At 53.9% G+C, this 26,248-nt stretch carries 18 protein-coding genes; 3 read left to right on the plus strand and 15 right to left on the minus strand.

The features are described 5' to 3' along the window. Window positions 1-118 precede the first annotated feature (118 nt). Together OGY18_RS11360 and mscS are read left to right on the plus strand one after the other, a co-directional pair. The gene (locus OGY18_RS11360; protein WP_103015178.1) at window positions 119-322 is read left to right on the plus strand and encodes a YfgG family protein; all 204 of its coding nucleotides are present in this window, start codon (window positions 119-121) and stop codon (window positions 320-322) included. Window positions 323-688: 366 nt separating this feature from the next. Next, entirely contained in the window at window positions 689-1,567 is an 879-nt protein-coding gene (mscS, locus tag OGY18_RS11365; protein WP_286553023.1) for a small-conductance mechanosensitive channel MscS, read from the plus strand. A gap of 134 nt (window positions 1,568-1,701) precedes the next feature. Here the strand turns inward: mscS and guaA are convergent, their stop codons facing one another. Beyond that, window positions 1,702-3,279 (minus strand): glutamine-hydrolyzing GMP synthase, encoded by a 1,578-nt coding sequence (guaA, locus tag OGY18_RS11370; RefSeq protein ID WP_003835152.1) that lies wholly within the window; start codon window positions 3,277-3,279, stop codon window positions 1,702-1,704. A 63-nt stretch (window positions 3,280-3,342) separates the two neighbouring features. Next, complete coding sequence (gene guaB / locus OGY18_RS11375) at window positions 3,343-4,809, minus strand: IMP dehydrogenase (protein WP_286553027.1); 1,467 nt, start codon at window positions 4,807-4,809, stop codon at window positions 3,343-3,345. A 160-nt stretch (window positions 4,810-4,969) separates the two neighbouring features. Here guaB and xseA point away from each other — a divergent pair, with 160 nt between their 5' ends. Continuing rightward, window positions 4,970-6,343: an exodeoxyribonuclease VII large subunit gene (gene xseA, locus OGY18_RS11380; protein WP_286547468.1), complete on the plus strand. Its 1,374-nt coding sequence runs from the start codon at window positions 4,970-4,972 to the stop codon at window positions 6,341-6,343. On the opposite strand, the gene OGY18_RS11385 is transcribed toward xseA, so the two are convergent. From OGY18_RS11385 to OGY18_RS11445, 13 genes are all read right to left on the minus strand, one after another. After that, window positions 6,340-6,555, minus strand: coding sequence for a zinc ribbon domain-containing protein (locus OGY18_RS11385; RefSeq protein WP_003835160.1), 216 nt, complete (start codon window positions 6,553-6,555; stop codon window positions 6,340-6,342). The two genes, xseA and OGY18_RS11385, sit on opposite strands and share 4 nt — an antisense overlap. A gap of 52 nt (window positions 6,556-6,607) precedes the next feature. Beyond that, on the minus strand, window positions 6,608-7,690 hold the full coding sequence (locus OGY18_RS11390; RefSeq protein ID WP_286553082.1) for a Gfo/Idh/MocA family oxidoreductase: 1,083 nt from the start codon (window positions 7,688-7,690) through the stop codon (window positions 6,608-6,610). A gap of 63 nt (window positions 7,691-7,753) precedes the next feature. Beyond that, on the minus strand, window positions 7,754-9,295 hold the full coding sequence (locus tag OGY18_RS11395) for a peptide MFS transporter (protein ID WP_003835166.1): 1,542 nt from the start codon (window positions 9,293-9,295) through the stop codon (window positions 7,754-7,756). Between the two features lie 300 nt (window positions 9,296-9,595). Further along, window positions 9,596-11,068, minus strand: a complete 1,473-nt coding sequence (gene der / locus OGY18_RS11400; RefSeq protein ID WP_126317565.1) for a ribosome biogenesis GTPase Der — start codon at window positions 11,066-11,068, stop codon at window positions 9,596-9,598. A gap of 117 nt (window positions 11,069-11,185) precedes the next feature. Then, window positions 11,186-12,364, minus strand: a complete 1,179-nt coding sequence (bamB, locus tag OGY18_RS11405; RefSeq protein WP_008785453.1) for an outer membrane protein assembly factor BamB — start codon at window positions 12,362-12,364, stop codon at window positions 11,186-11,188. A 10-nt stretch (window positions 12,365-12,374) separates the two neighbouring features. Further along, on the minus strand, window positions 12,375-12,995 hold the full coding sequence (locus OGY18_RS11410) for a YfgM family protein (RefSeq protein ID WP_286553030.1): 621 nt from the start codon (window positions 12,993-12,995) through the stop codon (window positions 12,375-12,377). Window positions 12,996-13,008: 13 nt separating this feature from the next. After that, complete coding sequence (gene hisS / locus OGY18_RS11415) at window positions 13,009-14,283, minus strand: histidine--tRNA ligase (protein WP_003835173.1); 1,275 nt, start codon at window positions 14,281-14,283, stop codon at window positions 13,009-13,011. Between the two features lie 110 nt (window positions 14,284-14,393). Continuing rightward, window positions 14,394-15,512 (minus strand): flavodoxin-dependent (E)-4-hydroxy-3-methylbut-2-enyl-diphosphate synthase, encoded by a 1,119-nt coding sequence (gene ispG, locus OGY18_RS11420; protein ID WP_003037720.1) that lies wholly within the window; start codon window positions 15,510-15,512, stop codon window positions 14,394-14,396. A gap of 26 nt (window positions 15,513-15,538) precedes the next feature. Continuing rightward, window positions 15,539-16,525, minus strand: a complete 987-nt coding sequence (gene rodZ / locus OGY18_RS11425) for a cytoskeleton protein RodZ (RefSeq protein ID WP_125112731.1) — start codon at window positions 16,523-16,525, stop codon at window positions 15,539-15,541. Between the two features lie 283 nt (window positions 16,526-16,808). Further along, window positions 16,809-17,975, minus strand: coding sequence for a dual-specificity RNA methyltransferase RlmN (gene rlmN / locus OGY18_RS11430; protein ID WP_003037713.1), 1,167 nt, complete (start codon window positions 17,973-17,975; stop codon window positions 16,809-16,811). 251 nt (window positions 17,976-18,226) lie between these two features. After that, window positions 18,227-18,658, minus strand: coding sequence for a nucleoside-diphosphate kinase (gene ndk / locus OGY18_RS11435; protein WP_003037710.1), 432 nt, complete (start codon window positions 18,656-18,658; stop codon window positions 18,227-18,229). Between the two features lie 148 nt (window positions 18,659-18,806). After that, on the minus strand, window positions 18,807-21,119 hold the full coding sequence (gene pbpC, locus OGY18_RS11440; RefSeq protein ID WP_286553033.1) for a peptidoglycan glycosyltransferase PbpC: 2,313 nt from the start codon (window positions 21,117-21,119) through the stop codon (window positions 18,807-18,809). After that, window positions 21,120-26,054, minus strand: a complete 4,935-nt coding sequence (locus OGY18_RS11445; RefSeq protein WP_286553034.1) for an alpha-2-macroglobulin family protein — start codon at window positions 26,052-26,054, stop codon at window positions 21,120-21,122. It abuts the gene before it with no gap. Window positions 26,055-26,248 lie beyond the last annotated feature (194 nt).

Raw genomic sequence — 26,248 nt, forward strand, 5'->3', positions numbered from 1 at the left:
TAACATAAAAAGATAAAACAACTGAAGCAATTTTACATAAGGAAGAATTGACCATTCCCTCCCAATGTGCCTTAATGTGAGTATCGCCCTCAGTTGGGTACACTACAAGGAACCTTTTGTGAGCCAGGTTACCAGCCTACGCAAACGACACCGATTTAACAGTCGCATGATCCGGATCGTACTGCTTATCAGCTTTCTCTTCTTCTTCGGACGCTTCGTCTACTCCGCCATTGGTGCGTGGCATCACCACCAGGACAAAAAAGAATCTCAGCAGACTACTCAGCCGCAACAGACATCTTCTGCACAAACCGACGTACATTGATCGCTCGCGCCTGTGATATCCCCAGCATTAAGATTCCTTACCGGATGGCTAATCGCCTGACATTTAACCATCCGGTAAGGGATTTGAGTGACGAAACTTTACACACCTCTCCCACCACTCTCGCTAAATTATCGGATAATCGACCGTATTTTTCGCACAAATACACAATCTTTTCATCCCACTTCACCGCACCATTCGCGCTGATTTTTACGTTCCGGTTTAACGAACATAAAAAAGACAAACAGTGCTCAAATAGACGCTAATTAATATCATCAGCAAATATCACTGACACAAACATTAATATTTCACATGAAAATTAAATAGTTATTTGAATTGTTATCATTTTAAATGCTACAGGGTAATACCATGAGTGGTTTTTTGTTATTTCCAAAAATAAGAAGTGGTCTTGAGTGGATCGCCGGGCACAGCGATGCAGTCATTCAATTCGGCTGGAATATCGTTGCCGCCGTTATCTTACTGTTTGTCGGTAAATTTATCGCTCGCCTGCTCTCTCGTGGGCTGGAAAAGTTACTACTTAAACGTAAAGTCGACAGAACCATCATTCAGTTCTTCACCGCGCTGGTACGTTACATCACCCTCGCTTTTTTCGTCGTCGCTGCGTTGGGTCGCGTCGGCATTGAAACATCCTCCATTATTGCCGTCATCGGCGCCGCCGGACTGGCTATTGGTCTCGCGCTACAAGGATCGCTTTCCAACTTTGCCGCTGGCGTGCTGTTGGTTTCCCTGCGGCCTTTTCGCGCAGGGGAAGTAGTGCAGATTGGTGCAGTCACCGGAACAGTAGAAAAGGTGCACATCTTCTCCACCACCCTGCTCACCGCGGACAGCAAAGAAGTGGTGATTCCAAACGGTAAGATCATCGCTGACAACATCATTAACTATTCCCGTCATCCTTTTCGCCGTATCGATCTGGTGATTGGCGTGGGTTATCAGAGTCGGATTGCAGAGGTTAAGCAAGTTATTAATCACATTATCGAGCAGGACAGCCGTATCGATAAGCAACGTGGGGTAACCGTTCGCCTGGGCGAACTGGGCGCTTCAGCGTTGAATTTTTATGTGCGCGTATGGGTGCCCAACATCGAGTACTGGAACACCTATTACGATCTGCTGGAAAACATTAAAGAGGCGCTGGACGCCAACCATATTGACCTGCCCTATCCACAGATGGATGTGCGTATTCAGAATGTCGCACCTCAGCAGCAGCCTCAGCTGCAACTGGTCGATTAGCGTACTATCCGACAGAACATACGCCAGAAGTATTTACTGAAGTATTTGCTGAAATGCGTGCAATAAAAAAACCCTCTGTAAACAGAGGGTTTTTTACATATTACCGGTTCAAAAACCGCTAACGGAAAGGGATATTATTCCCACTCAATCGTAGCTGGCGGCTTACCGCTGATGTCATACACCACGCGGGAAATACCGTTCACTTCGTTGATAATGCGGTTGGATACGCGGCCTAAGAAGTCATACGGCAGGTGTGCCCAGTGCGCGGTCATAAAGTCGATGGTTTCAACCGCACGCAGGGAAACAACCCAGTCGTACTTGCGGCCATCGCCCATCACGCCAACGGAACGTACCGGCAGGAACACGGTAAATGCCTGGCTTACCTTGTTGTACAGGTCAGCTTTGTGCAGTTCTTCAATGAAGATAGCATCCGCACGACGCAGCAGGTCGCAGTACTCTTTCTTCACCTCGCCAAGCACACGTACGCCCAGACCCGGTCCCGGGAACGGGTGACGGTACAGCATATCGTACGGCAGGCCCAGCTCCAGACCAATCTTACGCACTTCGTCTTTGAACAGCTCACGCAGCGGCTCAACCAGACCCATCTTCATCTCTTTCGGCAAACCGCCCACGTTGTGGTGAGATTTGATAACGTGCGCTTTACCCGTGGCAGATGCCGCGGATTCGATCACGTCCGGGTAGATGGTGCCCTGCGCCAGCCACTTAACGTCTTCCAGCTTCAGCGCTTCTTCATCGAATACTTCCACGAATACGCGGCCGATGATTTTACGTTTAGCTTCTGGGTCGTTCTCGCCTTTCAGCGCGTCCAGGAAACGCTGCTCGCCTTCCACGTGAATGATGTTCAGGCCAAAGTGGTCGCCGAACATATCCATCACCTGCTGAGCTTCGTTGAGACGCAGCAGACCGTTGTCAACGAACACGCAGGTCAGGTTTTTGCCGATAGCACGGTGCAGCAGCATCGCGGTGACGGAGGAGTCAACGCCGCCGGACAGGCCGAGGATAACTTTATCATTGCCAACCTGCTCACGAATGCGGGCAACGGCGTCATCGATAATTTTTGCCGGCGTCCACAGCGCTTCACACTGGCAGATGTCGCGCACAAAACGCTCCAGCATGCGCATACCCTGACGGGTGTGGGTAACTTCCGGGTGGAACTGCACGCCGTAGAAGCGTTTTTCTTCGTGCGCCATGATAGCGAACGGGCAGCTGTCGGTGCTGGCAACGGTCACGAAACCTTCCGGAATGGCGGTCACTTTGTCGCCGTGGCTCATCCACACGTCCAGCAACGGTTTGCCGTCTGCGGTCAGGGAGTCTTCAATACCGCGGACAAGCGCGCTGTCGGTCTGAACTTCAACCTGCGCATAGCCGAATTCACGTTCGTTAGAACCTTCAACATGACCACCGAGCTGCATTGCCATGGTCTGCATGCCGTAGCACACGCCGAACACCGGCACGCCCGCATTGAAAACGTATTCCGGCGCACGTGGGCTGTTTTCTTCGGTGGTACTTTCCGGACCACCAGAAAGAATGATACCGCTTGGGTTGAATTCGCGAATTTGTGCTTCCGTAACATCCCATGCCCACAGTTCACAGTAGACGCCCAGTTCACGTACGCGACGTGCAACCAGTTGAGTGTACTGCGAGCCGAAATCGAGGATGAGAATGCGATGTTTATGAATATTGTCTGTCATTGACGCTAATTCCGAGGCAAGTGAAACAAATTCGCCCGGCATATAGCCGGGCGCGGAAACTTATCAGGAGCCCATGCGGTAGTTAGGGGACTCTTTGGTGATGGTCACATCGTGAACGTGACTTTCCTGAATACCCGCACCGCTGATGCGTACTAACTCTGCTTTCGTTCGCAGCGCGTCGATAGTACCACAGCCGGTCAGACCCATACAGGAGCGCAGGCCGCCCATCTGCTGGTGAATGATCTCTTTCAGGCGACCTTTATAGGCAACGCGACCTTCGATACCTTCCGGGACCAGTTTGTCAGCGGCGTTATCGCTCTGGAAGTAACGGTCAGAAGACCCTTTGGACATCGCGCCCAGAGAACCCATACCGCGGTAAGATTTGTAAGAACGGCCCTGGTACAGTTCGATTTCGCCCGGGGATTCTTCAGTACCCGCCAGCATGGAGCCAACCATCACTGCGGCAGCACCAGCAGCAATCGCTTTAGCGATGTCGCCGGAGAAACGAATACCGCCGTCGGCGATAACCGGAATACCGGTGCCTTCCAGTGCTTCAACGGCATCAGAAACGGCAGTGATCTGCGGAACACCGACGCCGGTCACGATACGGGTGGTACAGATGGAGCCAGGGCCGATACCCACTTTAACAGCGCTGCAGCCGGCTTCAGCCAGTGCGCGAGCACCTGCGCCCGTAGCAACGTTACCGCCGATGATCTGCAGGTCAGGATATTTAGCGCGAGTTTCACGGATACGCTGCAGAACGCCTTCAGAGTGGCCGTGAGAGGAGTCAATCAGCAGAACGTCTACGCCAGCAGCAACCAGCGCGTCTACACGCTCTTCGTTACCTGCGCCAGCACCTACCGCTGCACCAACGCGCAGACGACCATGCTCGTCTTTACAGGCGTTAGGTTTACGTTCTGCTTTCTGGAAATCTTTTACGGTGATCATGCCGAGCAGGTGGAAGCTGTCATCAACAACCAGCGCTTTCTCAACGCGTTTTTCGTGCATTTTGGCAAAAACGACATCGCGCGCTTCGCCTTCACGAACGGTCACCAGACGCTCTTTTGGCGTCATATATACGCTAACCGGCTGGTTCAGGTCTGTCACAAAACGCACATCACGGCCGGTGATGATGCCGACCAGTTCGTTATCTTCAGTCACCACCGGGTAGCCTGCAAAGCCGTTACGCTCGGTCAGTTCTTTCACTTCGCGCAGAGTAGTGGTTGGCAGTACGGTCTGAGGGTCAGTTACCACGCCAGATTCGTGTTTCTTCACGCGGCGAACTTCTTCAGCCTGGCGCTCGATGGACATGTTTTTGTGGATAAAACCGATGCCGCCTTCCTGGGCCAGGGCAATTGCCAGGCGCGCTTCCGTCACGGTGTCCATTGCTGCGGAGAGCATAGGAATGTTCAGGCGAATGGTTTTCGTCAACTGGGTGCTGAGGTCAGCAGTATTCGGCAGAACGGTAGAATGAGCGGGAACGAGGAGGACGTCGTCAAACGTCAGGGCTTCTTTTGCGATACGTAGCATGGGCAATATCTCACCTGGGAGGTTATTAAATATTGCCGCGGCATTATACAGAGCGTAACCGATTGCATCCACACTTTTTTGCAAAAAAACCTTGCGCTCCTCTGTGAGCATGTTACTTTCGACTGAATAACTTGCTGATTTAGAATTTGATCCCGCTCACATGTTATCCTCTCAGACCACCTCAATTTTTACCGTAAGCCGCCTAAATCAGACGGTTCGTTTGCTGCTTGAGCAGGAAATGGGACAAGTTTGGATCAGCGGTGAAATCTCAAATTTCACTCAGCCGTCCTCCGGTCACTGGTATTTCACGCTCAAAGATGACATCGCCCAGGTACGCTGCGCGATGTTTCGCAACAGCAATCGACGGGTAACGTTCCGCCCACAGCACGGTCAGCAGGTCCTGGTACGCGCCAACATTACGTTGTACGAACCGCGTGGCGACTACCAGATAATTGTTGAGAGCATGCAGCCAGCTGGTGAAGGCTTGTTGCAGCAAAAATATGAGCAACTCAAAGCCAAACTGCAGGCTGAGGGGCTATTCGATCAGCAGTTCAAAAAATCACTACCCTCTCCGGCTCACTGCGTTGGGGTCATTACCTCGAAAACCGGGGCTGCGCTGCACGACATTCTCCACGTGCTGAAGCGTCGTGACCCATCCCTGCCCGTTATTATCTACCCGACCGCGGTCCAGGGCGACGATGCGCCAGGACAGATCGTTCGCGCCATTGAGCTGGCGAACGCGCGGAGCGAGTGCGATGTGCTTATCGTTGGGCGCGGCGGCGGTTCTCTGGAAGATTTGTGGAGTTTTAACGACGAACGCGTAGCGCGGGCAATCTTTGCCAGCCGCATCCCGGTGGTAAGCGCCGTCGGCCACGAAACAGATGTCACGATTGCCGATTTTATTGCAGATTTACGGGCGCCTACGCCATCAGCTGCGGCGGAAATTGTCAGCCGCAATCAACTGGAACTGCTGCGTCAAATTCAGCATGGCCAGCAGCGTCTGGAGATGGCGATGGACTACTACATCGCCAACCGTACTCGTCGCTTTACCCAGCTTCATCACCGTTTGCAACAGCAACATCCGCAACTGCGTCTGGCCCGTCAGCAGACCGTGCTGGAGCGGCTACGTCAGCGGATGAATTTCGCTCTTGAGAATAAAATTAAGCAGGCCAATCAGCGCCAACAGCGCGTAAATCAACGCCTGAGCCAGCAAAACCCACAGTCGCGCATTTATCGGGCGCAAACCCGTATTCAGCAACTGGAGTACCGTCTGGCAGAGAATATCCGCGCGCGTTTAAGCGCACAGCGAGAACGCTTCGGTAATGTGGTGACGCATCTTGAAGCGGTGAGTCCTCTCTCGACGCTCGCTCGTGGTTATAGCGTCACTACCGCGACGGACGGCAAAGTGCTGAAGCAGACCAAACAGGTAAAAACCGGTGATGTGCTCACTACCCGCCTGTCAGACGGTTGGGTAGAGAGCGAAGTGAAAGGCGTAACGGCGGCAAAGAAAACGCGGAAGAAAAAGTCAGATTAAACCGGCACAAATTCCACACGTTTCTTCGAAATCAGACCATGGCCATTCTGACAGAAGTAATCCACCGCTCCGCAGGCTTTTAACACCTGGAGCGGCTGATGGCACTCCGGACAGCGCGCTTCTAACGGAATATCTTTTTTACAGTTTTCACAGTGTGCCACACCGTTTTGTGGTTCCAGTTCTGCGTGACAATCCGGGCAGGTCATCGACATGGTGACTCCTTTAAATGGCGTTCAATTCTGCGCTAATTTTACCATGATACGCTTAGTGTGAACCACGCAACTGTTGCTGTAGGATCAGTAATGGTTCGACCTCCTCCAGCCTGCGCTGCGTCGTGCGACTCACCTCCTGCGGGCTGCGCTCAAACAGACTTTGCGCCCCCAGAATATGTTCCGCCAGACAATGGGCATAAATCGTACCTGGCAGACACCAGCGTTGCACAACATCACCGTCAATCAATTCGAGCACATCGTCGGCACCCCGTCGGTCGTAGCTGATGATACGCCCATCACGCAGATAAAGGCGCAGACCTTTTTGTCCGCCAGCGGGCCCCGCGTATTTATTCAGCCAGATATCCAGCGGTACACCGCTAATCAGCCCTTGCAGATGCGCCTCTCCTTCAGGCGTGGTCAGGTCACCCTGGATGATGTTATGTCCAAGACGGTCTTTAGCGCTCTTCACCTGCAGGGTCATGCTGTCATTACCACCCAGGTAACGCACCGTTTCACGCAGCATGGCCAGTACGTGTGCGCCAATGTCCAGAATCACACCGTCCGGGTGGCGAAGCTCACGCGTATCTGGCTCACCAGTGGCAAAGTTGAGCGCGATCGGCTCTCCTGTAGCGTTAAATCCGCTCGGCTCCTGCAAAAAACCGTCGATTTTAACAACGTCTGAAAAGTGAGAGACAAGTGCCTGTTGTGGGTTATCGCCCTGCCACTGCGTACCGAGTTTTCCCAATGCCAGCTCCATTGCGCCATTGCGCGCCATCCAGTGGTCGAGCGCCAGCACACGGTCGGCAGCGTCGGGTTGCTCCAGCAGCGTTTTCAGTTTTTCAATTTGGGAAAGCGTGGCAACAATCGGTTTTTCAACCACGATTCGTGCGATGGGAGCGGCCAGCGCCTGTTCAAGCACATCGAGATGATGCAGGGATGCGGTGGTGATAAACAGGGTATCAAGCGGTGTTGCAAGAAGTTCAGCGAGCGATGCACAGCGTGTCACACCAGCGGGCTGTTTTGCAGGTTGCACGTCAAATCCCACACAGCACAGGGAATCACCGTAAAGTTTACGCAATGCGGGCAAGTATGCCGTTTCAACGACTGCGCCAAGCCCAACAAACCCTAACAGCATGTTCTCACCTCGTAAATGAATTGGCCGGGACATCACGTCTGCCCCGGCACAATCGAGGTGTTATCAGGCGCTAGTAGCCGGTTTAGTTTGCGTATTCTCCAGCATGCGACGGATAGGCACAATGAGGACGATCAGTACCGCGGCGCAGATAAGCAATGCAATCGAGCAGCGAGCGAAGAGATCCGGCAGCATATCCAGTTGGTCGGCCTTCACATGACCACCAATCAGACCTGCGGCCAGGTTACCCAGCGCGCTGGCGCAGAACCACAGGCCCATCATCTGCCCGCGCATTCTTTCCGGGGCCAGCAGCGTCATGGTCGCCAGACCGATCGGGCTCAGGCACAGCTCACCAAGTGTCAGCATCAGGATACTACCCACCAGCCAGAATGGGGAAACACCTGCACCACCGTTACTGAGAACGTTTTGCGCTGCCAGCATCATCAGACCAAAGCCTGCAGCGGCACAGAGAATACCGATAACGAACTTGGTGATGCTGCTCGGACGAATGTTCATGCTCGCCAGTTTCGGCCACGCCCAGCTGAATACTGGTGCCAGCAGAATGATAAACAGCGCGTTTATCGACTGGAACCAGACCGCCGGGATTTCAAAATCGCCGATCATACGGTTAGTGTAGTCGTTAGCGAACAGGTTGAACGAGGTTGGCTTCTGCTCAAACGCAGACCAGAAGAACGCGGCGGAAACCAGCAGGATAAAGCAGACCAGCAGTCTGGCGCGCTCTTTGCGATTCAGACCAGCAAAGACAAACAGGTAGATAAAATAGAGCGCGACAGAGGCGGCAATCACATACACCAGCATACTGGCAACCGCGACCGGATTTATCACAATCACGCCCTGCGCAATCAGCGTAACGATAACGGCTACGCCGACGGCCAGCGCCAGCAGCCACGCGCCCACACCGTTACGTTTCACTACCGGGCTGTTCCAGGTTGAGTCCAGACCCACTTCGCTGTCATAACGTTTCATCGATGGAACGGCAAACACGCGGAAGATGATCAACGCCACCAGCATCCCGATACCACCGATGCCAAAGCCCCAGTGCCAACCGTGGGATTTAATCAGCCAGCCGGAGATCAGCGGCGCGATAAACGACCCCATATTGATGCCCATATAGAACAGCGAGAAACCGCCGTCGCGACGCGCATCGCCTTTTTTATACAGCGTGCCAACCATCACTGAGATACAGGTCTTAAACAGACCGGAACCGAGCACGATAAACATCAGGCCGATAAAGAACAGGTTGTTCCCCATAATGGCCGAGAGCGCGATCGACAAGTGACCGAGCGCAATCAAAATGGAACCGTACCACACCGCTTTCTGTTGGCCGAGCCAGTTATCCGCCAGCCAGCCACCAGGCAGCGCGGCGAGATACATCGTACCGGCAAAGATACCCACAATCGCCGAGGCATTTTCACGCGCCAGCCCCATGCCGCCGTCATAAACGGTAGCAGCCATAAACAGGATCAGTAACGGGCGAATGCCGTAAAACGAAAAACGCTCCCACATCTCTGTGAAGAATAGCGAGCCGAGCGGATAAGGATGACCGAAGAAAGTTCGGCTTTCTTTTTGATTAACAGAGGATTGCATAATTCTCCCGAAAGTTATGTCGTCGTGCGTGTAAACACCGCGATGTACGCCAGCCAGTTACGTATCTGACCGATTTTTTACATGCGGCGAAAAGTTATTTAACCATTTGATAACCTAAGGCTAGTTTTGTCTAGTACCAGCCCCCGGACTTTAAGATGAAAACTCGACAAATGTCTACTTTCTTAGATTTAAACTTGGCAAAAAAAGAATAGTGATTGACATCGCACAGGCTGAGGTTGGCGTTGGAATAACGAAAAAAAACCCGCGACAAGCGCGGGTTTTCATCTGCATCAGCAACGATTACTTGCTTTTTTTGATGTGCTTAATCAAGCGCTTACGCTTACGTATCTGAGTCGGCGTCAATGTATTACGTTTGTTCGCAAACGGGTTCTCCCCTTCTTTGAACTGAATACGGATCGGCGTCCCCATCACGTCCAAAGACTTGCGGAAATAGTTCATCAGATAGCGCTTGTAGGAATCCGGCAGGTCTTTGACCTGGTTGCCGTGAATCACCACGATTGGCGGGTTATAACCACCAGCGTGGGCATATTTCAGCTTCACACGACGACCACGCACCAGCGGCGGCTGATGATCTTCTACTGCCATGGTCATGATGCGCGTCAGCATCGCGGTGCTCACGCGACGTGTAGAGCTATCGTATGCTTCACGGACCGATTCAAACAGATTACCCACGCCGCTACCGTGCAGTGCAGAGATAAAGTGTACGCGCGCAAAATCAATAAAGCCCAGACGGAAGTCCAGCGTCTCTTTGACCTGCTCTTTTACTTCCTGCGTCAGGCCATCCCACTTGTTAACAACGATAACAAGTGAGCGCCCACTATTGAGAATAAAGCCCAGCAGCGACAGGTCCTGATCGGAAATCCCTTCACGCGCGTCAATCACCAGCATCACCACGTTGGCATCTTCAATTGCCTGCAGCGTTTTGATTACTGAGAATTTTTCTACCGCTTCGGTAATTTTGCCGCGCTTACGTACGCCCGCGGTATCGATGAGCACATATTCGCGTTCATCGCGCTGCATCGGAATATAAATACTGTCACGCGTGGTTCCCGGCATGTCGTAAACCACTACGCGGTCTTCGCCGAGAATACGGTTAGTAAGCGTGGACTTACCTACGTTCGGACGGCCGACGATTGCCAGTTTAATCGGCAAATCCTGCGGGTTGAAATCGTCTTCAGGCTCTTCTTCGCCGTTTTCTTTAGCTTCAAGCTGCGCCCAGTATTCTGCGTCTTCATCCACTTCTTCCTGAGGAGCAACGTCATCCATCCACGGCAGCAGAACATGCTCCAGCAGGCTGAGAACGCCACGACCATGGGACGCCGCGATAGGATAAATTTCACCCAGACCCAATGAGTAGAAATCAACAACCGCCTGGTCAGGATCGAGTCCGTCAGTTTTGTTGGCGACCAGGAACGTCGGTTTCTGGCGCGAACGCAGATGTTTAGCAATAGCTTCATCCGCTGGCATCAGGCCAGCACGCGCATCCACCATGAACAGCACAACGTCTGCTTCTTCGATAGCCAACAGCGACTGTTCCGCCATACGGGTTTCAACACCGTCTTCGGTGCCATCAATACCGCCGGTATCAATACAGATAAACTCACGGCCTTCAATTTCCGCACGACCGTACTTACGGTCACGAGTCAGACCCGGGAAATCCGCAACCAGCGCATCTCGGGTGCGAGTTAGACGGTTAAATAACGTGGATTTGCCAACGTTAGGGCGCCCGACAAGCGCGACCACAGGTACCATGTTTAAAGCCTCATTTAAAAAATCATCAGACAACGGGCACATTTTTGCGCCGTTGTTAAAAACAGTAAAACGGCCCCTGCACCAGGAGCCGTTTTTCAAAGCGAGCGGCCGGGACGATTAACGCGTAATAGAGTACAGCGTACCGTCTTTCGCCTGGATCAGCAGTTTACCATCAGCAGAGACCGGCTCGGTCAGGAAACCTGAGCTGTCGACTTTCTGCTGGGCAACAAAACGACCATCGTCAACGTTAATCCAGTGCAGGTAGCCTTCGCTATCACCGACGACCAGATTGCCATTATACAATACCGGGGACGTCAGCAGACGGTGCAGCAGATCGCTTTGCGTCCACAGCGTCACGCCGCCATCGGTGGTCAGCGCCAGTACGCGGTCATTCTGGTCAACCAAGTAGATACGGTTACCGTCGACGATGAAATCATTCACCGAGCCTAGTTCGCGTTTCCACATAATTTGACCGCTGCGCAGATCCAGCGCCGTCAGGTTACCATTATAAGCCAGCGCGTAAACAACGCCATTGACGATAACCGGCGTGGTATCAACGTCGCTCAGACGATCGATTTCCGTTGGGCCTGTCGCCTGAGAGATACGCTGCTGCCAAATCATCTGGCCTTGCTGCATCAGCACGGCGCTCACGCGACCGTTATCACCGCCGACAATAGCTGCGCCAAAGGCAGTTGCCGGAGCGGATTCACCACGCAGAGACAGGGAAGGCATGTCGAGGTTAACGGTCCATTTGATGGCGCCATCAGCTTCGTTTAATGCCTGCAACTGGCCGTTGCTGGTGTGGATCAGTACTACGCCATCGCTCACAACAGGACGAGACAGCGCTTCACCGGCGACTTTCGTCTGCCATGCGGTGGTACCGTCGCTGGTATTCAACGCATAAACCTGTGCTTTTTCGCTGCCAATGTAAACATGTCCGCCAGACACGGTTACACCGCCAGAAAGCTGTGCAGATGCACGGGAGAACCAGCCGTCTTTCTCACCCAGATTCACAGACCAGACTTCTTTACCGTCGCCTGCGTTCAATGCTTTCACTACACCAGCGCGATCGGCTGCATAGACAACGTTATCCGCCAGCGCAGGGTGAAGATTGGAATAGAAATCACCAATACCGTTACCTACGGAGGTGCTCCATTCCGTAGACGGAGTAAACTGGTTTTCAACCACCGGTAATGGGGACATCTTAACGACATCTTCTTCGCCACTAAACAGTGAACAGCCGCTCAATAGGGTAACGGAAAGCAGCCCTGGCAGAAGTAATTTACGCAATTGCATCGGGTCCCTCTCAGATGGACAAATTATTGATTTTCATCTGCATCATTTCGCTCAGAGCAGGAGAGGCATCGCTTTTCACACCCGCTTCCCATGCGCTACGCGCACCTTGTTTGTCGCCTTTACTCAGCAACGCTTCACCGCGCAGATCGGCAACAATAGCCGTCCACCCTTCACCTTTAATGGTGTCGAGCGTTTTCAGCGCGGTATCAGCCTGTTTAAGCTGAACCTGAACACGAGCCAGACGCAGGTTAATCACCGCTTTGAGATTTTCATCGCTGGTTGCAGCCAAGCCCTGTTGCAGCTGACTTGCAGCTTTCTCAAGTTCATTTTGGTCAACAAACTGCTGCGCAAGTTCCAGTGAAGCCAGCGCGCCGTAGGTATTTTTATTCTCTGCAGCAAATTTCTCAGCGGCAGGAATGCTGTCCGGTTTACCCGCGCTAACCGCAGTCACCGTATTTTGATACGCCAGAGAAGCAGAGCGTGCGGACTCCGTCTGATGGCTGGTCCAGTAACGCCAACCAACCAGCGCGCCACCCCCTAAAATGATCCCAACAGCCAGCGCCTTGCCGTTTTCAGCAAAGAAGCGTTTTACCGCATCAACCTGGTCGTGTTCGTTCTCGTAAATTTCCACGCTGTCCTTCTCCTTAGCCCAGTAAAGTGCGCAAATGCGCGGCAACGCTATCCTGCGCTACTGCCGTTTGCTCACCAGAGCGCAAATCCTTCACTACAACAGTACCGTCAGCCACTTCGGACTCGCCCAGTACCAGTGCAACGCGGGCGCCCCACTTATCGGCACGGGCAAACTGTTTCTTAAAGTTGCCGCCACCGTGGTTTGTCATCAGTTTCACACCAGGAACTTCATCGCGCAGACGTTCTGCAAGCGTCATTGCCGCCGACTGCGTGTCCGCCCCTGAAGCAACCAGGTATATATCGACAACAGGATCTGCGTTAAATTCCGGATTAACTGCCTGAACTAACAAAACAAGTCGTTCCAGACCCATAGCAAAGCCCACGGCAGGCGTTGCACGACCGCCAAGTTGCTCTACCAGACCGTCGTAACGACCACCGGCACACACGGTGCCCTGAGAGCCCAGGCTGCTGGTGACCCACTCAAATACGGTGCGGTTGTAGTAATCAAGACCACGAACCAGACGCTGATTGACGGTGTAGGCAATGCCTGCGGATTCCAGCAGTTTGCACAAGCCCGCGAAGTGCTCGCGAGAGTCGTCATCAAGATAGTCGCCCAGTGCAGGCGCGTCGTTGAGCAGCGCCTGTACTTCCGGGTTTTTGGAGTCGAGAACGCGCAGCGGATTGGTGTACATACGACGCTTGCAGTCTTCGTCCAGTTTCTCTTTGTGTAATTCCAGGTAGGCGACCAGCGCATCACGGTAGTTAGCGCGGGCTTCAAGCGAACCGATTGAGTTCAGCTCAAGGCTAACATGCTGAGAAATACCCAGCGCGCGCCACCAGCGAGCGGTCAGCATAATCAGCTCCGCATCGATGTCCGGGCCTTGCAGGCCAAATACTTCGACACCCAGCTGATGGAATTGACGATAGCGTCCTTTCTGCGGACGTTCGTGGCGGAACATCGGCCCGATATACCACAGACGCTGTTCCTGATTGTACAGGAGACCATGTTCGATGCCGGCGCGTACGCAGCCCGCAGTCCCTTCAGGACGCAACGTCAGGCTGTCGCCATTACGGTCCTCAAAGGTATACATCTCTTTTTCAACCACGTCGGTAACTTCACCGATCGCGCGTTTGAATAACGGGGTCTGCTCTACAATCGGCAAGCGGATTTCACTGTAACCGTAGCTACCGAGCACGTTTTTGAGAGTGCCTTCAATGCGCTGCCAGATGGCGGTTTCGCCAGGCAGATAATCGTTCATGCCGCGAATGGCTTGAATGTTTTTTGCCACGTTTATTCTCTTTATGAATATAAAAATGAACCCTCAGCGCTAACCCGAACAATGCGGGCGCCATGCGGGTTCAATCATACACGGGAAGCACGCCGCTTCCCATCACGTTGTTATTTTTCAAGCTGCTGCACGTCGATACGACGCGCTTCGTCCAGAATACTCGCTTTAGCGCGGATGCGGGCTTCAAGCTGCGTAATCATGTCGTCGTTATCGAGTCTGTCCTTACGCACGCCGTCTTCATACAGGCCACTTTTCTTGTTACCGCCCGTCACGCCCAGCGTAGAAACCAGCGCTTCGCCAGGGCCGTTTACCACGCAGCCGATGATCGATACGTCCATTGGCGTAATGATATCTTCCAGACGTTGCTCCAGCGCGTTAACCGTACCAATAACGTCAAACTCCTGACGCGAACAGGTTGGGCAAGCGATGAAGTTGATCCCGCGCGCGCGAATGCGCAGCGATTTCAGGATATCGAAACCCACTTTGATCTCTTCCACCGGATCGGCTGCCAGAGAAACACGCAGCGTATCGCCGATCCCTTCAGATAACAGCAGGCCAAGGCCGATCGCGGACTTCACCGAACCACTACGCAGGCCACCGGCTTCGGTGATCCCCAGATGCAGCGGTTGATCGATCTGTTTCGCCAGCAGGCGATAGGATTCTACGGCGAGGAAAACGTCAGACGCTTTAACACTGACTTTGAATTGATCGAAGTTCAGACGATCGAGGTGATCCACGTGGCGCATAGCGGATTCCAGCAGCGCCTGCGGCGTCGGTTCACCGTATTTTTCCTGCAGATCTTTTTCCAGCGATCCGGCGTTGACGCCGATACGGATAGGAATATTTTTATCACGAGCGCAATCCACCACCATGCGAATACGCTCTTCACTGCCGATATTACCTGGGTTAATACGCAAGCAATCAACACCGTATTCCGCTACCTTCAGCGCGATACGATAGTCGAAGTGAATATCGGCAACCAGCGGGACGTTAACCTGCTGTTTGATAAGCTTGAACGCTTCTGCGGCATCCATTGTCGGTACAGAGACACGAACAATGTCCGCGCCTACGCGTTCCAGCGCTTTAATCTGATTAACCGTCGCTTCCACATCCGTGGTACGCGTATTAGTCATAGACTGTACGGCGATGGGCGCACCATCGCCGATCGGCACGTTCCCAACGTAAATGCGTGTCGATTTTCTACGTTGAATTGGAGCCTGGTTATGCATTAAAAAATCTCCCGCATTGCCGTCTGTTACTGAGCCGGTGATTGTTCGGCATTAACGGTCAGACGCGCAACCTGGTTAGTTCTGATAAAACGACTCAGATCGACAGGTTTACCCTGGAACTGAATCTGCACTGCCGCCGGGGCGCCAATTTTCAGTTTGTACGGCGCTTGACCGGTCAGGTTTAGATTGCCGTCTTTACGCTGCATCCCGCTGAACAGTTTTTTACCGGTCGCATCGGTTACTTCCAGCCAGCAATCGGCGGTAAAGTTCATCACCAGCGCGTTAGGATCGGCTGCAGGTGTAGTCACACCTGCCTGATCGGTCGGCAGAGGGGCCGATGTAGCTGGCGCGGTTGCGGTATCGACGTTAGCCTGAGAAGGGGCAACAACGGCGTTCTGCTGCGCATCAGCGGCGGGTGCCGGGGTCGCAGCAACGTCTGGCGTTGGCGCTGCGTCCGCTACCGCACCATCGTCAGGAGCCGGAGGGGTATCCTGCCCTGCTGCTGCGCTGGTATCTAACGGTACGTTCTGCGCACCCTCTTTACCGGCATTCAGCTCAGCAGAGGATTGATCGGCCATGGTGGTGATCTCTTCCTGCTGCGCTTTATGGTTCTGCCACCACCAGGCGCCTGTCAGTCCGACAACGACAAACAGCACCAGCCAGGTAAAGGTCATTAACCAGCCGTCACGTTTCTTACGACGCTTACCGAGCGAAAAGCTCTGCATCGGTGCGACCTTAGCTGGTCGAATCGGAGCCTGTTTTTCCAGCCCTGGCAACAGTTCTTCTTCAGGAATATGCACCAGACGCGCATAAGAACGGATATACCCGCGCAGGAATGTTGAAGCAAGATCGGCTGGCGCCTTATCTTCTTCAATATCGCGTACCGTGGAGACCTTCAGGCAAAGTCGCTCCGCGACTGCCTGCTGGCTGAATCCGAGTTGTTCACGGGCATTGCGCAGACGAACGCCAGTGGATAGTGTTTCATTTTTGTCGTGCGTGGCTTCAGTATTCATTCGCTACAGCTGCGTAAATTTGGGTTCTGATGCCGGCGAGCCACAATGCTCACCCACACCGCGAAACATCTGGTCAGTTAACCTTCGTCAGACAGTATAAAACGGTCAGACTATCAATGACAAAACGGCGTAAACCTGAGGGCTAAACACTTGTTACGCCGTTACATACTGCCTTAAAGTCGACAAAAACGCACCGTTATTATTGACCTGACGACGACAACAAAAAACCTCATATGGCTTACGTTGCACTACGGTACAGGAATTATACCGTAGTGCGCCAACATCAAACGGTCTTAATGTCGATAGCGTCGCCCTGCATACGCTTACGCAGAGTACGCTTGGTACGGTCGATAACGTCGCCCGCCAGCTGACCGCAGGCAGCATCGATGTCATCACCACGTGTTTTACGCACGATGGTAGTGAAACCATAGCTCATCAACACTTTGGAGAAACGATCGATACGGCTGTTAGAACTACGGCCATACGGCGCGCCCGGGAACGGGTTCCACGGGATCAGGTTGATCTTACACGGCGTATCTTTCAGCAGTTCTGCCAGCTGATGCGCGTGTTCAGTGCCATCATTGATGTGATCTAACATCACATACTCAATGGTTACACGACCCTGGTTAGCGTTGGACTTCTCCAGATAACGACGAACCGCGCCAAGGAATGTTTCGATATTGTACTTTTTGTTGATAGGTACAATTTCGTCACGAATTTCATCGTTCGGCGCATGCAGAGAAATCGCCAGCGCGACGTCAATCATATCACCCAGCTTATCCAGCGCTGGGACAACGCCTGAAGTGGAGAGCGTAACGCGACGCTTGGACAGCCCAAAACCGAAGTCATCAAGCATGATTTCCATCGCCGGAACCACGTTGGTCAGGTTGAGCAGCGGCTCGCCCATCCCCATCATCACCACGTTGGTGATAGGACGCACGCCCGTTGCTTTTACCGCGCCGACGATTTTCGCCGCGCGCCAGACCTGACCAATGATCTCCGATACCCGCAGGTTACGGTTAAAGCCCTGTTGCGCCGTAGAGCAGAATTTACACTCTAATGCGCACCCGACCTGTGAAGAAACACACAGGGTCGCACGATCGTCTTCCGGGATATACACCGTTTCAACGCGCTGATCGCCAACCGCGATAGCCCATTTGATCGTACCGTCAGAAGAACGCTGCTCTTCCACCACTTCCGGGGCGCGAATTTCAGCCACTTCTTTCAGCTTGTTACGCAGCACCTTGTTGATGTCAGTCATGTCATCAAAGTTGTCGCTGCAATAGTGGTACATCCACTTCATGACCTGATCGGCACGAAACGGTTTTTCGCCCATCTCTTTGAAGAATTCGCGCATTTGCTGACGGTTCAGATCCAGCAGGTTAATTTTTCCATTTTTATTTGGAACCGCAGGAATGACGACTTCAGAGGTGTTAACTAATTCAGACATAATTTTTTCCGGCCTCGTTGTTACACGTTGTGGCCCGTGGAGGGTTAAAAAGAAACGCCCCGGCAAGCGATCTGCTCTTCCGGGGCGTTGCATTGTACAAAGTCTGGCGCAGGGATGCCACGTTTGCACGAAGCATTAGCGAAAATAATATGTAAAGGAAGATCGTAGGCCTGATAAGACGCATCAGCGTCGCCACCAGGCAAAGCAGAGCCGGATGCGCAAACGCTTATCCGGCCTACAGGACGAGCTTATTAGCGCGTACGCGGGCAAACCTCGCCTTCACCAAAGAAATAGGCGATTTCGCGCGCCGCTGACTCAACGGAGTCGGAACCGTGAGTACCGTTCTCGGTGAAGCTGTCAGCATAGTCTGCACGCAGAGTACCAGCCAGCGCATTCGCCGGGTTGGTTGCGCCCAGCAGATCGCGATGACGCTGTACTGCATTTTCGCTTTCCAGAACAGAAACAACGATCGGACCGGAGGTCATAAATTCAACCAGACCGTCAAAGAACGGTTTGCCATCGTGCTCAGCATAGAAGCCACGTGCCTGCTCAACGGTCAGGTGCAGCATTTTAGTGCCGACAATTTTGAACCCTGCTGCTTCAAAGCGCGCAAAGATGCTCCCAATAACGTTTTTTGCCACCGCGTTTGGTTTGATGATGGAAAAAGTACGTTCAATAGCCATGATAACCTCTGTAATGTGTTCTGTTGTTGTCTATATAGATGTACGACCTGGCGCGGATTATAAAGAGCATCCCGGCAATTGACTATTGATGAAGGTAACATTTCTTTAAAATAAGATGAATTTTAGCAACAAACAGTCACCAACTGATCTACTGCATCGAAAATCTCACCGTCGCTACCTGACCAGCGTCATCCATCACCAGCAGTTGATAATCCCCTTTAGTCGCCAGCCGTAGCGTAAGACGACGTCCACGTTCTTCCAGCCTTTCACCGTTAAGAAACCACCAGCGTTCACCGCTCCCACCACTGGTTTGCACCGGCAATGAGGCTTGAGCAGAACCGGGTAAACGCTTCACAATCGCGCCATCACGAATACCTGTCAACTGCAACGGCTGTGAAGCGTCTTGTCCCAGCGGCGGACACGTGGCAGAAACTGGCGGTAATCTCGCCCCACGGCGTTCTGATTCCGGTAGCCATGGCTCCAGCGGCAACGGCCAGACGATTAACGTTTGCTCGTGCGCCTGCGGGCAATCCGCCGCCACACGTTTGCCTTCATCATCCAGCCAGACAGGAAAACGAATGCCATTAACCCCTTCCTGCTCGGGCAATAATAACGTTGGCGGCTGACTGCCATCCAGTAACCAGGTTGCCAGACGGCGACGGCAGTTGCTGTCTCCTGGGGCAAGGGATTGCCCGCCCGGCCAGCACACCACGCCGCGACTCACGGAACCAGGGCGTGGATCTTCCGGCTGATTTGTCCCGCGAGAGAGCAAAAGATTGTTGACCTGAGTGAGCAGCGGCACAGCGCTGGCAAATCCAAACTGGCCCACCACCGGCGTTCCGTCTGGTCTGCCAGTCCAGATACCGATCACATAACGGGCGTTAACGCCAATCGCCCAGGCATCGCGATAGCCATAGCTGGTGCCCGTTTTCCACGCCAGCGGAACCACTCTGCTCAGTGCGTTATCCGGCAGCGGTTGCGCTTCGTCGGCCATAATACGGCGAATAATCCACGCCGCGCCCGCCGACATCAACGGGCGTTCAAGCAGTGGGTCACCCGGCTGCAGACGCAGTTTTCCCGCTTTTCCCTGGCGGGCAAAGGCGCTGTACGCTGCGGCCATATCTTCCAGCCTTGCCCCCGCGCCACCTAAAATCAGCGACAGATTTGGCGCAGCCCCTGCGGGCAGATACAGCGGTAAGCCGACGTTACGTAACGATGCGGCAAAGCGCTTCGGACCATAGGCTTCGAGCACCTGCACGGCGGGTAAATTCAACGACCTTACCAGCGCTTCGCTCATGCTCACCGGGCCATGAAAACCGCTGTCAAAATTCCCCGGTCGATAGTCCCCAGTTCGCCGCGGGACATCCTGCAACAACGAAGCGGGATGAATGAGTCCGTCATCCAGCGCCAGACCGTAAACAAACGGCTTCAGCACCGAGCCTGGCGAACGGATCGCATTCACCATATCCACATGACCAAAGCGGGAGTCGTCATTCATATCTACCGACCCCACCCAACCACGCACGCTCATATCGGTGTGATCGACCACAATCATTGCCAGCGAACTGCGTGCAGGTAAGCGCCCCTTCCAGTTCTGCGCCAGCTCTTCCAGTTGACGCTGCAATCCGGCATCAAGGGTAGTCACGATTTTATCGCTCCGGCTTTTTCCCAGCATCATGCGCGAGAATAACGGCGCTAACTGCGGCATTTGCCGGGGCGCCAGCCAGACTGGCTCTTCACGCGACTCCTGTACCTGTCTGGCAGGCCAAATGCCCTGGGTCGCCATACGTTCGAGCACTTTATTACGCGCCGCTTCAGCACGGTCCGGCCAACGGTCCGGGCGCAGCCGACTCGGTGCCTGTGGCAAAACAGCCAGCAGCGCGGCATCGGAGTAACTCAATTGCGCGGGTGATTTACCAAGATAGGCCCAGCTTGCCGCCCCCACACCCTGCAGCGTACCGCCAAACGGCGCACGGTTGAGATACAGTGTCAGGATGTCGCGTTTGGAGAGATGCCATTCCAGCTGCAATGCGCGCCAGAGCTGGCGAAACTTGCCGCCAAAGGTTCGCGGATGAGGATCGAGTAATCGTGCGACCTGCATGGTGAGCGTACTGCCGCCCGAAACCACGCGCCCAGAGGAGAGGTCCTGCCATGCTGCGCGCAGCACGGAAAACGGATTGACGCCGGGATGTTTCCAGAACCAGCGGTCTTCGTAGTTAATTAACGCCTCAAGGTAGCGAGGCGATACCTCATCAATAGCCACCGGATAACGCCAGATACCGTCCGCATCGGCGAAGCGCCACAGCGGCGTACCATCATGTGCCACCACGACCCGTGCCGGATCGACTTCGTGCAAGGGCAGCGGCCAGATTTTATCTGCCGCCCAAACTGCCGCCACAATCAATAGCGCAACGGCTGCCAGCCAGAGCCAGCAGCCGCGTTTACCCAACCCGCGCATCATTTACGGTCTGACAATCAAAAGTCCCTCTGTCGCACCGGTCGCGCGCCACTGCGGAACATACATTGATTCCACCTGCGGGACGGGAACTTGGTAGGTCCCCGGCGTCACCGCTCGCGCCAGATACACCAGCGTAACCGGTTGTCCTTCATTGACCGCCACCGCAGCGACAAAGCGATCGTCACGGAACTCAACGTGCTGGATATCTGCCTGCTGCATCTGATTAAGCAGATTCGCCACTTCGCTGCCGCTATCCTGCAGGCTGGCGCTGCCGTTGGCCAGATTCTGGTTTTCCAGTTCCAGTCCTGCTGGCAGTAAGTCAACCACCAGTGCATCCGGCACGTTCTGGCTGGCTTTCACCTCCAGCCAGACCAGCACCAGCTCACCGCTGCGCAGCGAATCCAGCGATTTGCTGTTTCCGTCAACTCCCAGGATTTGCCGCTCAATATGCAGAACGTTGCTGGCAGGCGTCGGTGAGGTTTGCGGATAACCGCTCACATCCAGACGCAGCCACAGCGGTTGATTACCGGTATTGGTGACGCTCAGCGTAGACAGCGCATCGGCATCCAGATTACGCGTCTGTGATTTCTCCCCGGCTAACGGTTGCTCCGAGAATGACGTTTGCGCCTGCCATGTGCCTGGCAAGTCCTGTAACGTACGCGCGGCAAGGAACAACGCATTATTTTCCTGAGTCGAGAGCCAGCGCTGCCCAAAGGCCTGTTCTGACAACGTGTTCAGCAGCGTATTCTGCACGTCAGGTTTGAGCTTGTTCTCTTCGAGCAAGGCCAGCATCAAGGCGTTATCCCGTAACGCACTGCCGTAATCCGCCATCCACTGTTGCGTATCGCGGCGCGGCGTATTCAGCGCTAGCGTCAACGCCTGTTCACTGCGGTTAGCATCGCCCATATTTTTCAGCGCGATTCCCAGTTGTAACAGCGGTAAACCAGAGGCCGCTTGCGCACGACGCTCCCAGATCTCACGCAATGCGCCGAGCGGGGCTTTTTGCTGACGCGCCAGAACCAACGCGGCGTATGCTTGTACGGCAAACCGGCTTGCTGAAGAGTCGTCGGTATAGCGAATCGACAACATTCCTGGATCCTGCAAATAGCGCAGCAGCCGCTCGTTGCCACGGTTAATGACTTCTACCGGGACGCTGTAGCCCTGTTCATTTGCCCGAACGAGGAAATCCATGACATACGCGGTCAGCCAGTACTCTTCCGACCCGTTTTTATCCCACAGCGCGAAACCGCCGTTATCACGCTGCATCTGCACTAAACGAGAAATCCCAATATCGACTGCCGCACGGCGTTTTTCATCGCTGTCGCCCACAATACCTAACGCCTTCAATTGCGCAGCATTGGTGTATAAGGATGGGAACAACCCGCTCGCCGTTTGCTCCAGGCAACCGTAAGGGTAAGCCTTCAGTTCGCGGATATAACGCGCCAGATTTAGCGGCGGCTTACCGCTGAACAGCAGTTGTCCCTGCATCGTTGCAGGGGAGAAATTGGTCAGTTCTTCGCCCGGAAGCTGCCAGGTTGCGCCCGGCTGAAGTGCGACACCGTTATTAACGGTTTGCGCCGGGAACGCCGGACGCACGCCAATCTTCCACTGTTTATGCTGAACTGGCAGCGTTTCACCAGGTAAAGTCAGACCGCTAATTTCTGCCTGAATTTCGCCATCGCCAACCCCCTCCCGCGCACGCACCGGAATAAACAACGTAGTCCGTACGCCTGGTGCCAGATTTACCGGAGCAGGATCTTGCCCCATCAGCTCCAGTAAGCCATTGGACGCGAGCTTAATATTCAGCGTTTGCGGTTTGTCAGTCAGGTTAGTCACGTCCAGCGTCAGGCGCGAGGTATCGCCTCCCGCCAGAAAACGCGGCATATTCAGTTCAGCAATTACCGGCGCGGCAACAATCACCTTGCTTTCACTGCTGCCAAAGTCATCCGCCGTCCAGGCCTGTGCCATTACCCGTAGCTCGCCGTTGAAATCACCAATCGGTAGCGTCACCGTACCTTCGCCCTGCTCGTTGAGCGTGACCGGCAGCGCCTGTTGCGCCACGATATTGACGTGATTAACCGGTGGCTTACCGCCGCGTTTTAATTCATCGCCATCTCCACCAAAGCGCAGCGCCGCCAGCCGCCCTTGCCCTTCGATCACCTGGCCGTAAATATCATAAATATCCGCGCCATAGCGTTTTTGCCCGAAAAACGCCTGCCACGGATCTGGCGTGGCGTAATCGGTAATGTTCAACACTCCGCTATCAACGGCAGAGACCAGCACGTTAACCTGTTTTGGTACGTCGCCATTTTTGACGCTGGCTTTAATCTTGACGGTCAACGGCTGGTTTGGCCGTATTTTCGCCGGGTTTTCCAGCGCCAGCGCCAGACGACGGTTTTCATCACCTAACGGCAAATGCAGTAAACCGACCGCCCGTTTTGGCGTGGCCGAACGGGACTTGTCGCCAGGACGAACCACCAGCGCACTGAGATACAAATCGTGGCGATTCCAGGTTTTATCGATTGGGATGGAGATATCGAGACCATCCGCCGGTACATCTATTTCTTGCCACCACAGCGGGCCTTCGCTGGATTCCACCATCGCATAACCTTTGCCAGCAGCGGGAGCGGCAACGTGCAGCTTCATGGTATCGCCAGGACGATAGCTGGGTTTGTCCAGTTTCAGAGTCACGCGATCGGGACGCACAGCCCCACTGCCATCGCTGTTATCCTGCCAGCTATAACCTGCCCAGAAGCGTACGCTGCTCACCGCATCATTCGGGGCTTTCACTTCCAGACGATAGGCACCCCACTCAACCGGGAAGCTGACTTTACCGGTTTCATCGGCCTTAAGATCCAGAGTCTGCTCACCTTCAACCAGATCCTTTTGATCGAACTGAGATTGCCAGCCCTCGCCTTCAGACCAGTTCCAGTAGTAATCCCGGCGCTCGCGGATCAAACGCACCTGCAAACCGGACACCGCTTTTTTCTCGCCCTGCGCATCGGCATACACAATGTCGAAAGCGGCGTTGCTGTTTTCATCAACGATAGGCTGATTCACAGTGGTATCAGTGCGGTAGTCATAGACGGCTTTTGCCGCAAACTGCGGACGAATACCCGGCAGCGTGTCCGCAGGCCAGATGGCTTGTTCAGCCCGACGCGTCACCGGGCGGCCACCAGATTCCAGCAGGCTGGCTTGCAGGATCACCTGTAACGGAGAATGCGTCTCCTGCCATTGGCTGTTGGTGGTCACTTCGCCGCGACCGTGTTCATCCAGCGTAAGCTGAACTTCATCGAGGCTGCGGGACAGGTTTTCTTCGGCAATATTACCAAATTGGAACCCCGGCAATGCCTGCACCGCTTCGCGCAGCGGGCGCAGGAAAAGCTGTCCTTGCAGAGCATTGCCGTTAGCGGGCGCGCCGTACAGGTAGTAGCCCACTACCGAGAACTTCACTTCATCAGCCGGAGCTACCGGAATCTTATTGGCGGAGAGATTGAGCGCCATCCGCTCAGGCATAAAATCTTCGACGTGGAAATCCCACATCCGTGACTGGTTGTCGCCCGTATTAGCACGAATATGCCACATACCGGTTGGCGCGTTAGTGTCCAGCGGCCAGCTAAAGCGGTACAGACCGTTCTCCGGCTGGCTAACCACCGAACGTAACACTTGCCCGTCGGGCTTTACGACCTCCAGCTTCACCGGCTGGTCGGGCAACGTTTTGCCGTCGCTGTCACGCAGTAATCCGTTGAGGATCACCGTTTCGCCAGGACGATAGAGGTCACGGGGACCAAACATAAAGAACTGTTTGCTGTATCCCGGTGCACCGGCAATATCAAATTCAGCCAGATCCAACGCCGGGAGTTTCAAATCCAGCAGCGTGGTTTGCCCGTCTTTGCGGGCCAGCAATAAAGCCGCGTCTTTATCAGTCTCCAGTTTGACATGACCCTGCGCGTCGCTGGTAGCCTGCGCCAGCGTCTGTCCTTTTTCGTTGAGTAACGTGACCTCAATACCCTGCTGCGCAGCGCCATTTTCCAGACTCTGTGTAAAGACATCCAGTTGATTATGGTAACGGTGCGCAGACACACCAATATCGCTGAGCGTGAACAGCGTAGCGGCATTACTGTAGTTGTATTGTCCAGCCTGATTCATCACCGCGATGTAAACACCTGCTTGCTGCAACGGCTTGATATCGCTCAACGGCAGCAGCAGCTTCTCACGGGTGTTACGCGCAGGATTGAGATCAAAGCGTCCGGTATACACCAGTTCCGCCATTTTCAGCAGATTGTCAGATTCCCAGTTCGTCAACGAATTGCGGTATTCCCACTGGCTGACAAATGCGCCGAGCGATTCAGGCTTCACGCGAAAGAAGTTCACATCCACGCTGTTAACGTTGAGGGCCATTACCGGCAGGCCTTCAATTACTTTTCCCGGCAGCAGCGAGCCGCGACTGGCAAACCCTACGCTTGGCTGGACGTCGCGAGTGGTAATGTTTTTTTCATAATCGATAGCGAACGTCGCTTTATTCAGCGCCAGCAAATCACGCTCAATGGTCACCACCAGTTCCCGGTTAGGTTCCAGATGGCGTAAGCGCAGCTCTTTCAGATTTGGCGCCAGCTCCCAGGCACCATCCACTTTGCCGCTTTTTTTATCAACAACGTGCACGACGCGGGAAAAATCTTGTTCTGGATCGAGGGGAATGGAGAAGGTCAAAACGAGCGTTGCCGCACCGTCGAGCTGGACCTCTGAGGCATCCAGCAGCGTCAGCGACTTGCCCTGGCTTTGCTGCACCAGCTTTTGTAATTGAGCTTTATCTTTTGCTGGCGCAGTCTGTGGCGTAGGTGCATCAGGTTTCGCAGCCGTCGGTGATTTTTCGTTATTATTATCGCACCCGACCAGTGCCAGCATCAGCATGCAGGCCGCTACGCGTAAATGTTTCATTTTTCATCCCTGGCCGTAGTGGCCCGTTAGCTACGTAGAACAACTATTATGCGTCAGATTTCCGGCTGTGGAAGTCAGTAACTGAACAACGTTGTCTTAATTTAAGTGATTAATGTGGATTCACCTGACAAATCAGCCTGTTTTACTTGTCGCTTTACGGTAAACATCCGACAATTTGCCAAAACCTGGTAAAA

This window comes from Citrobacter sp. Cpo142 (assembly GCF_030332425.1).
In the GTDB taxonomy this organism is placed as follows: Bacteria; Pseudomonadota; Gammaproteobacteria; order Enterobacterales; family Enterobacteriaceae; genus Citrobacter; species Citrobacter portucalensis.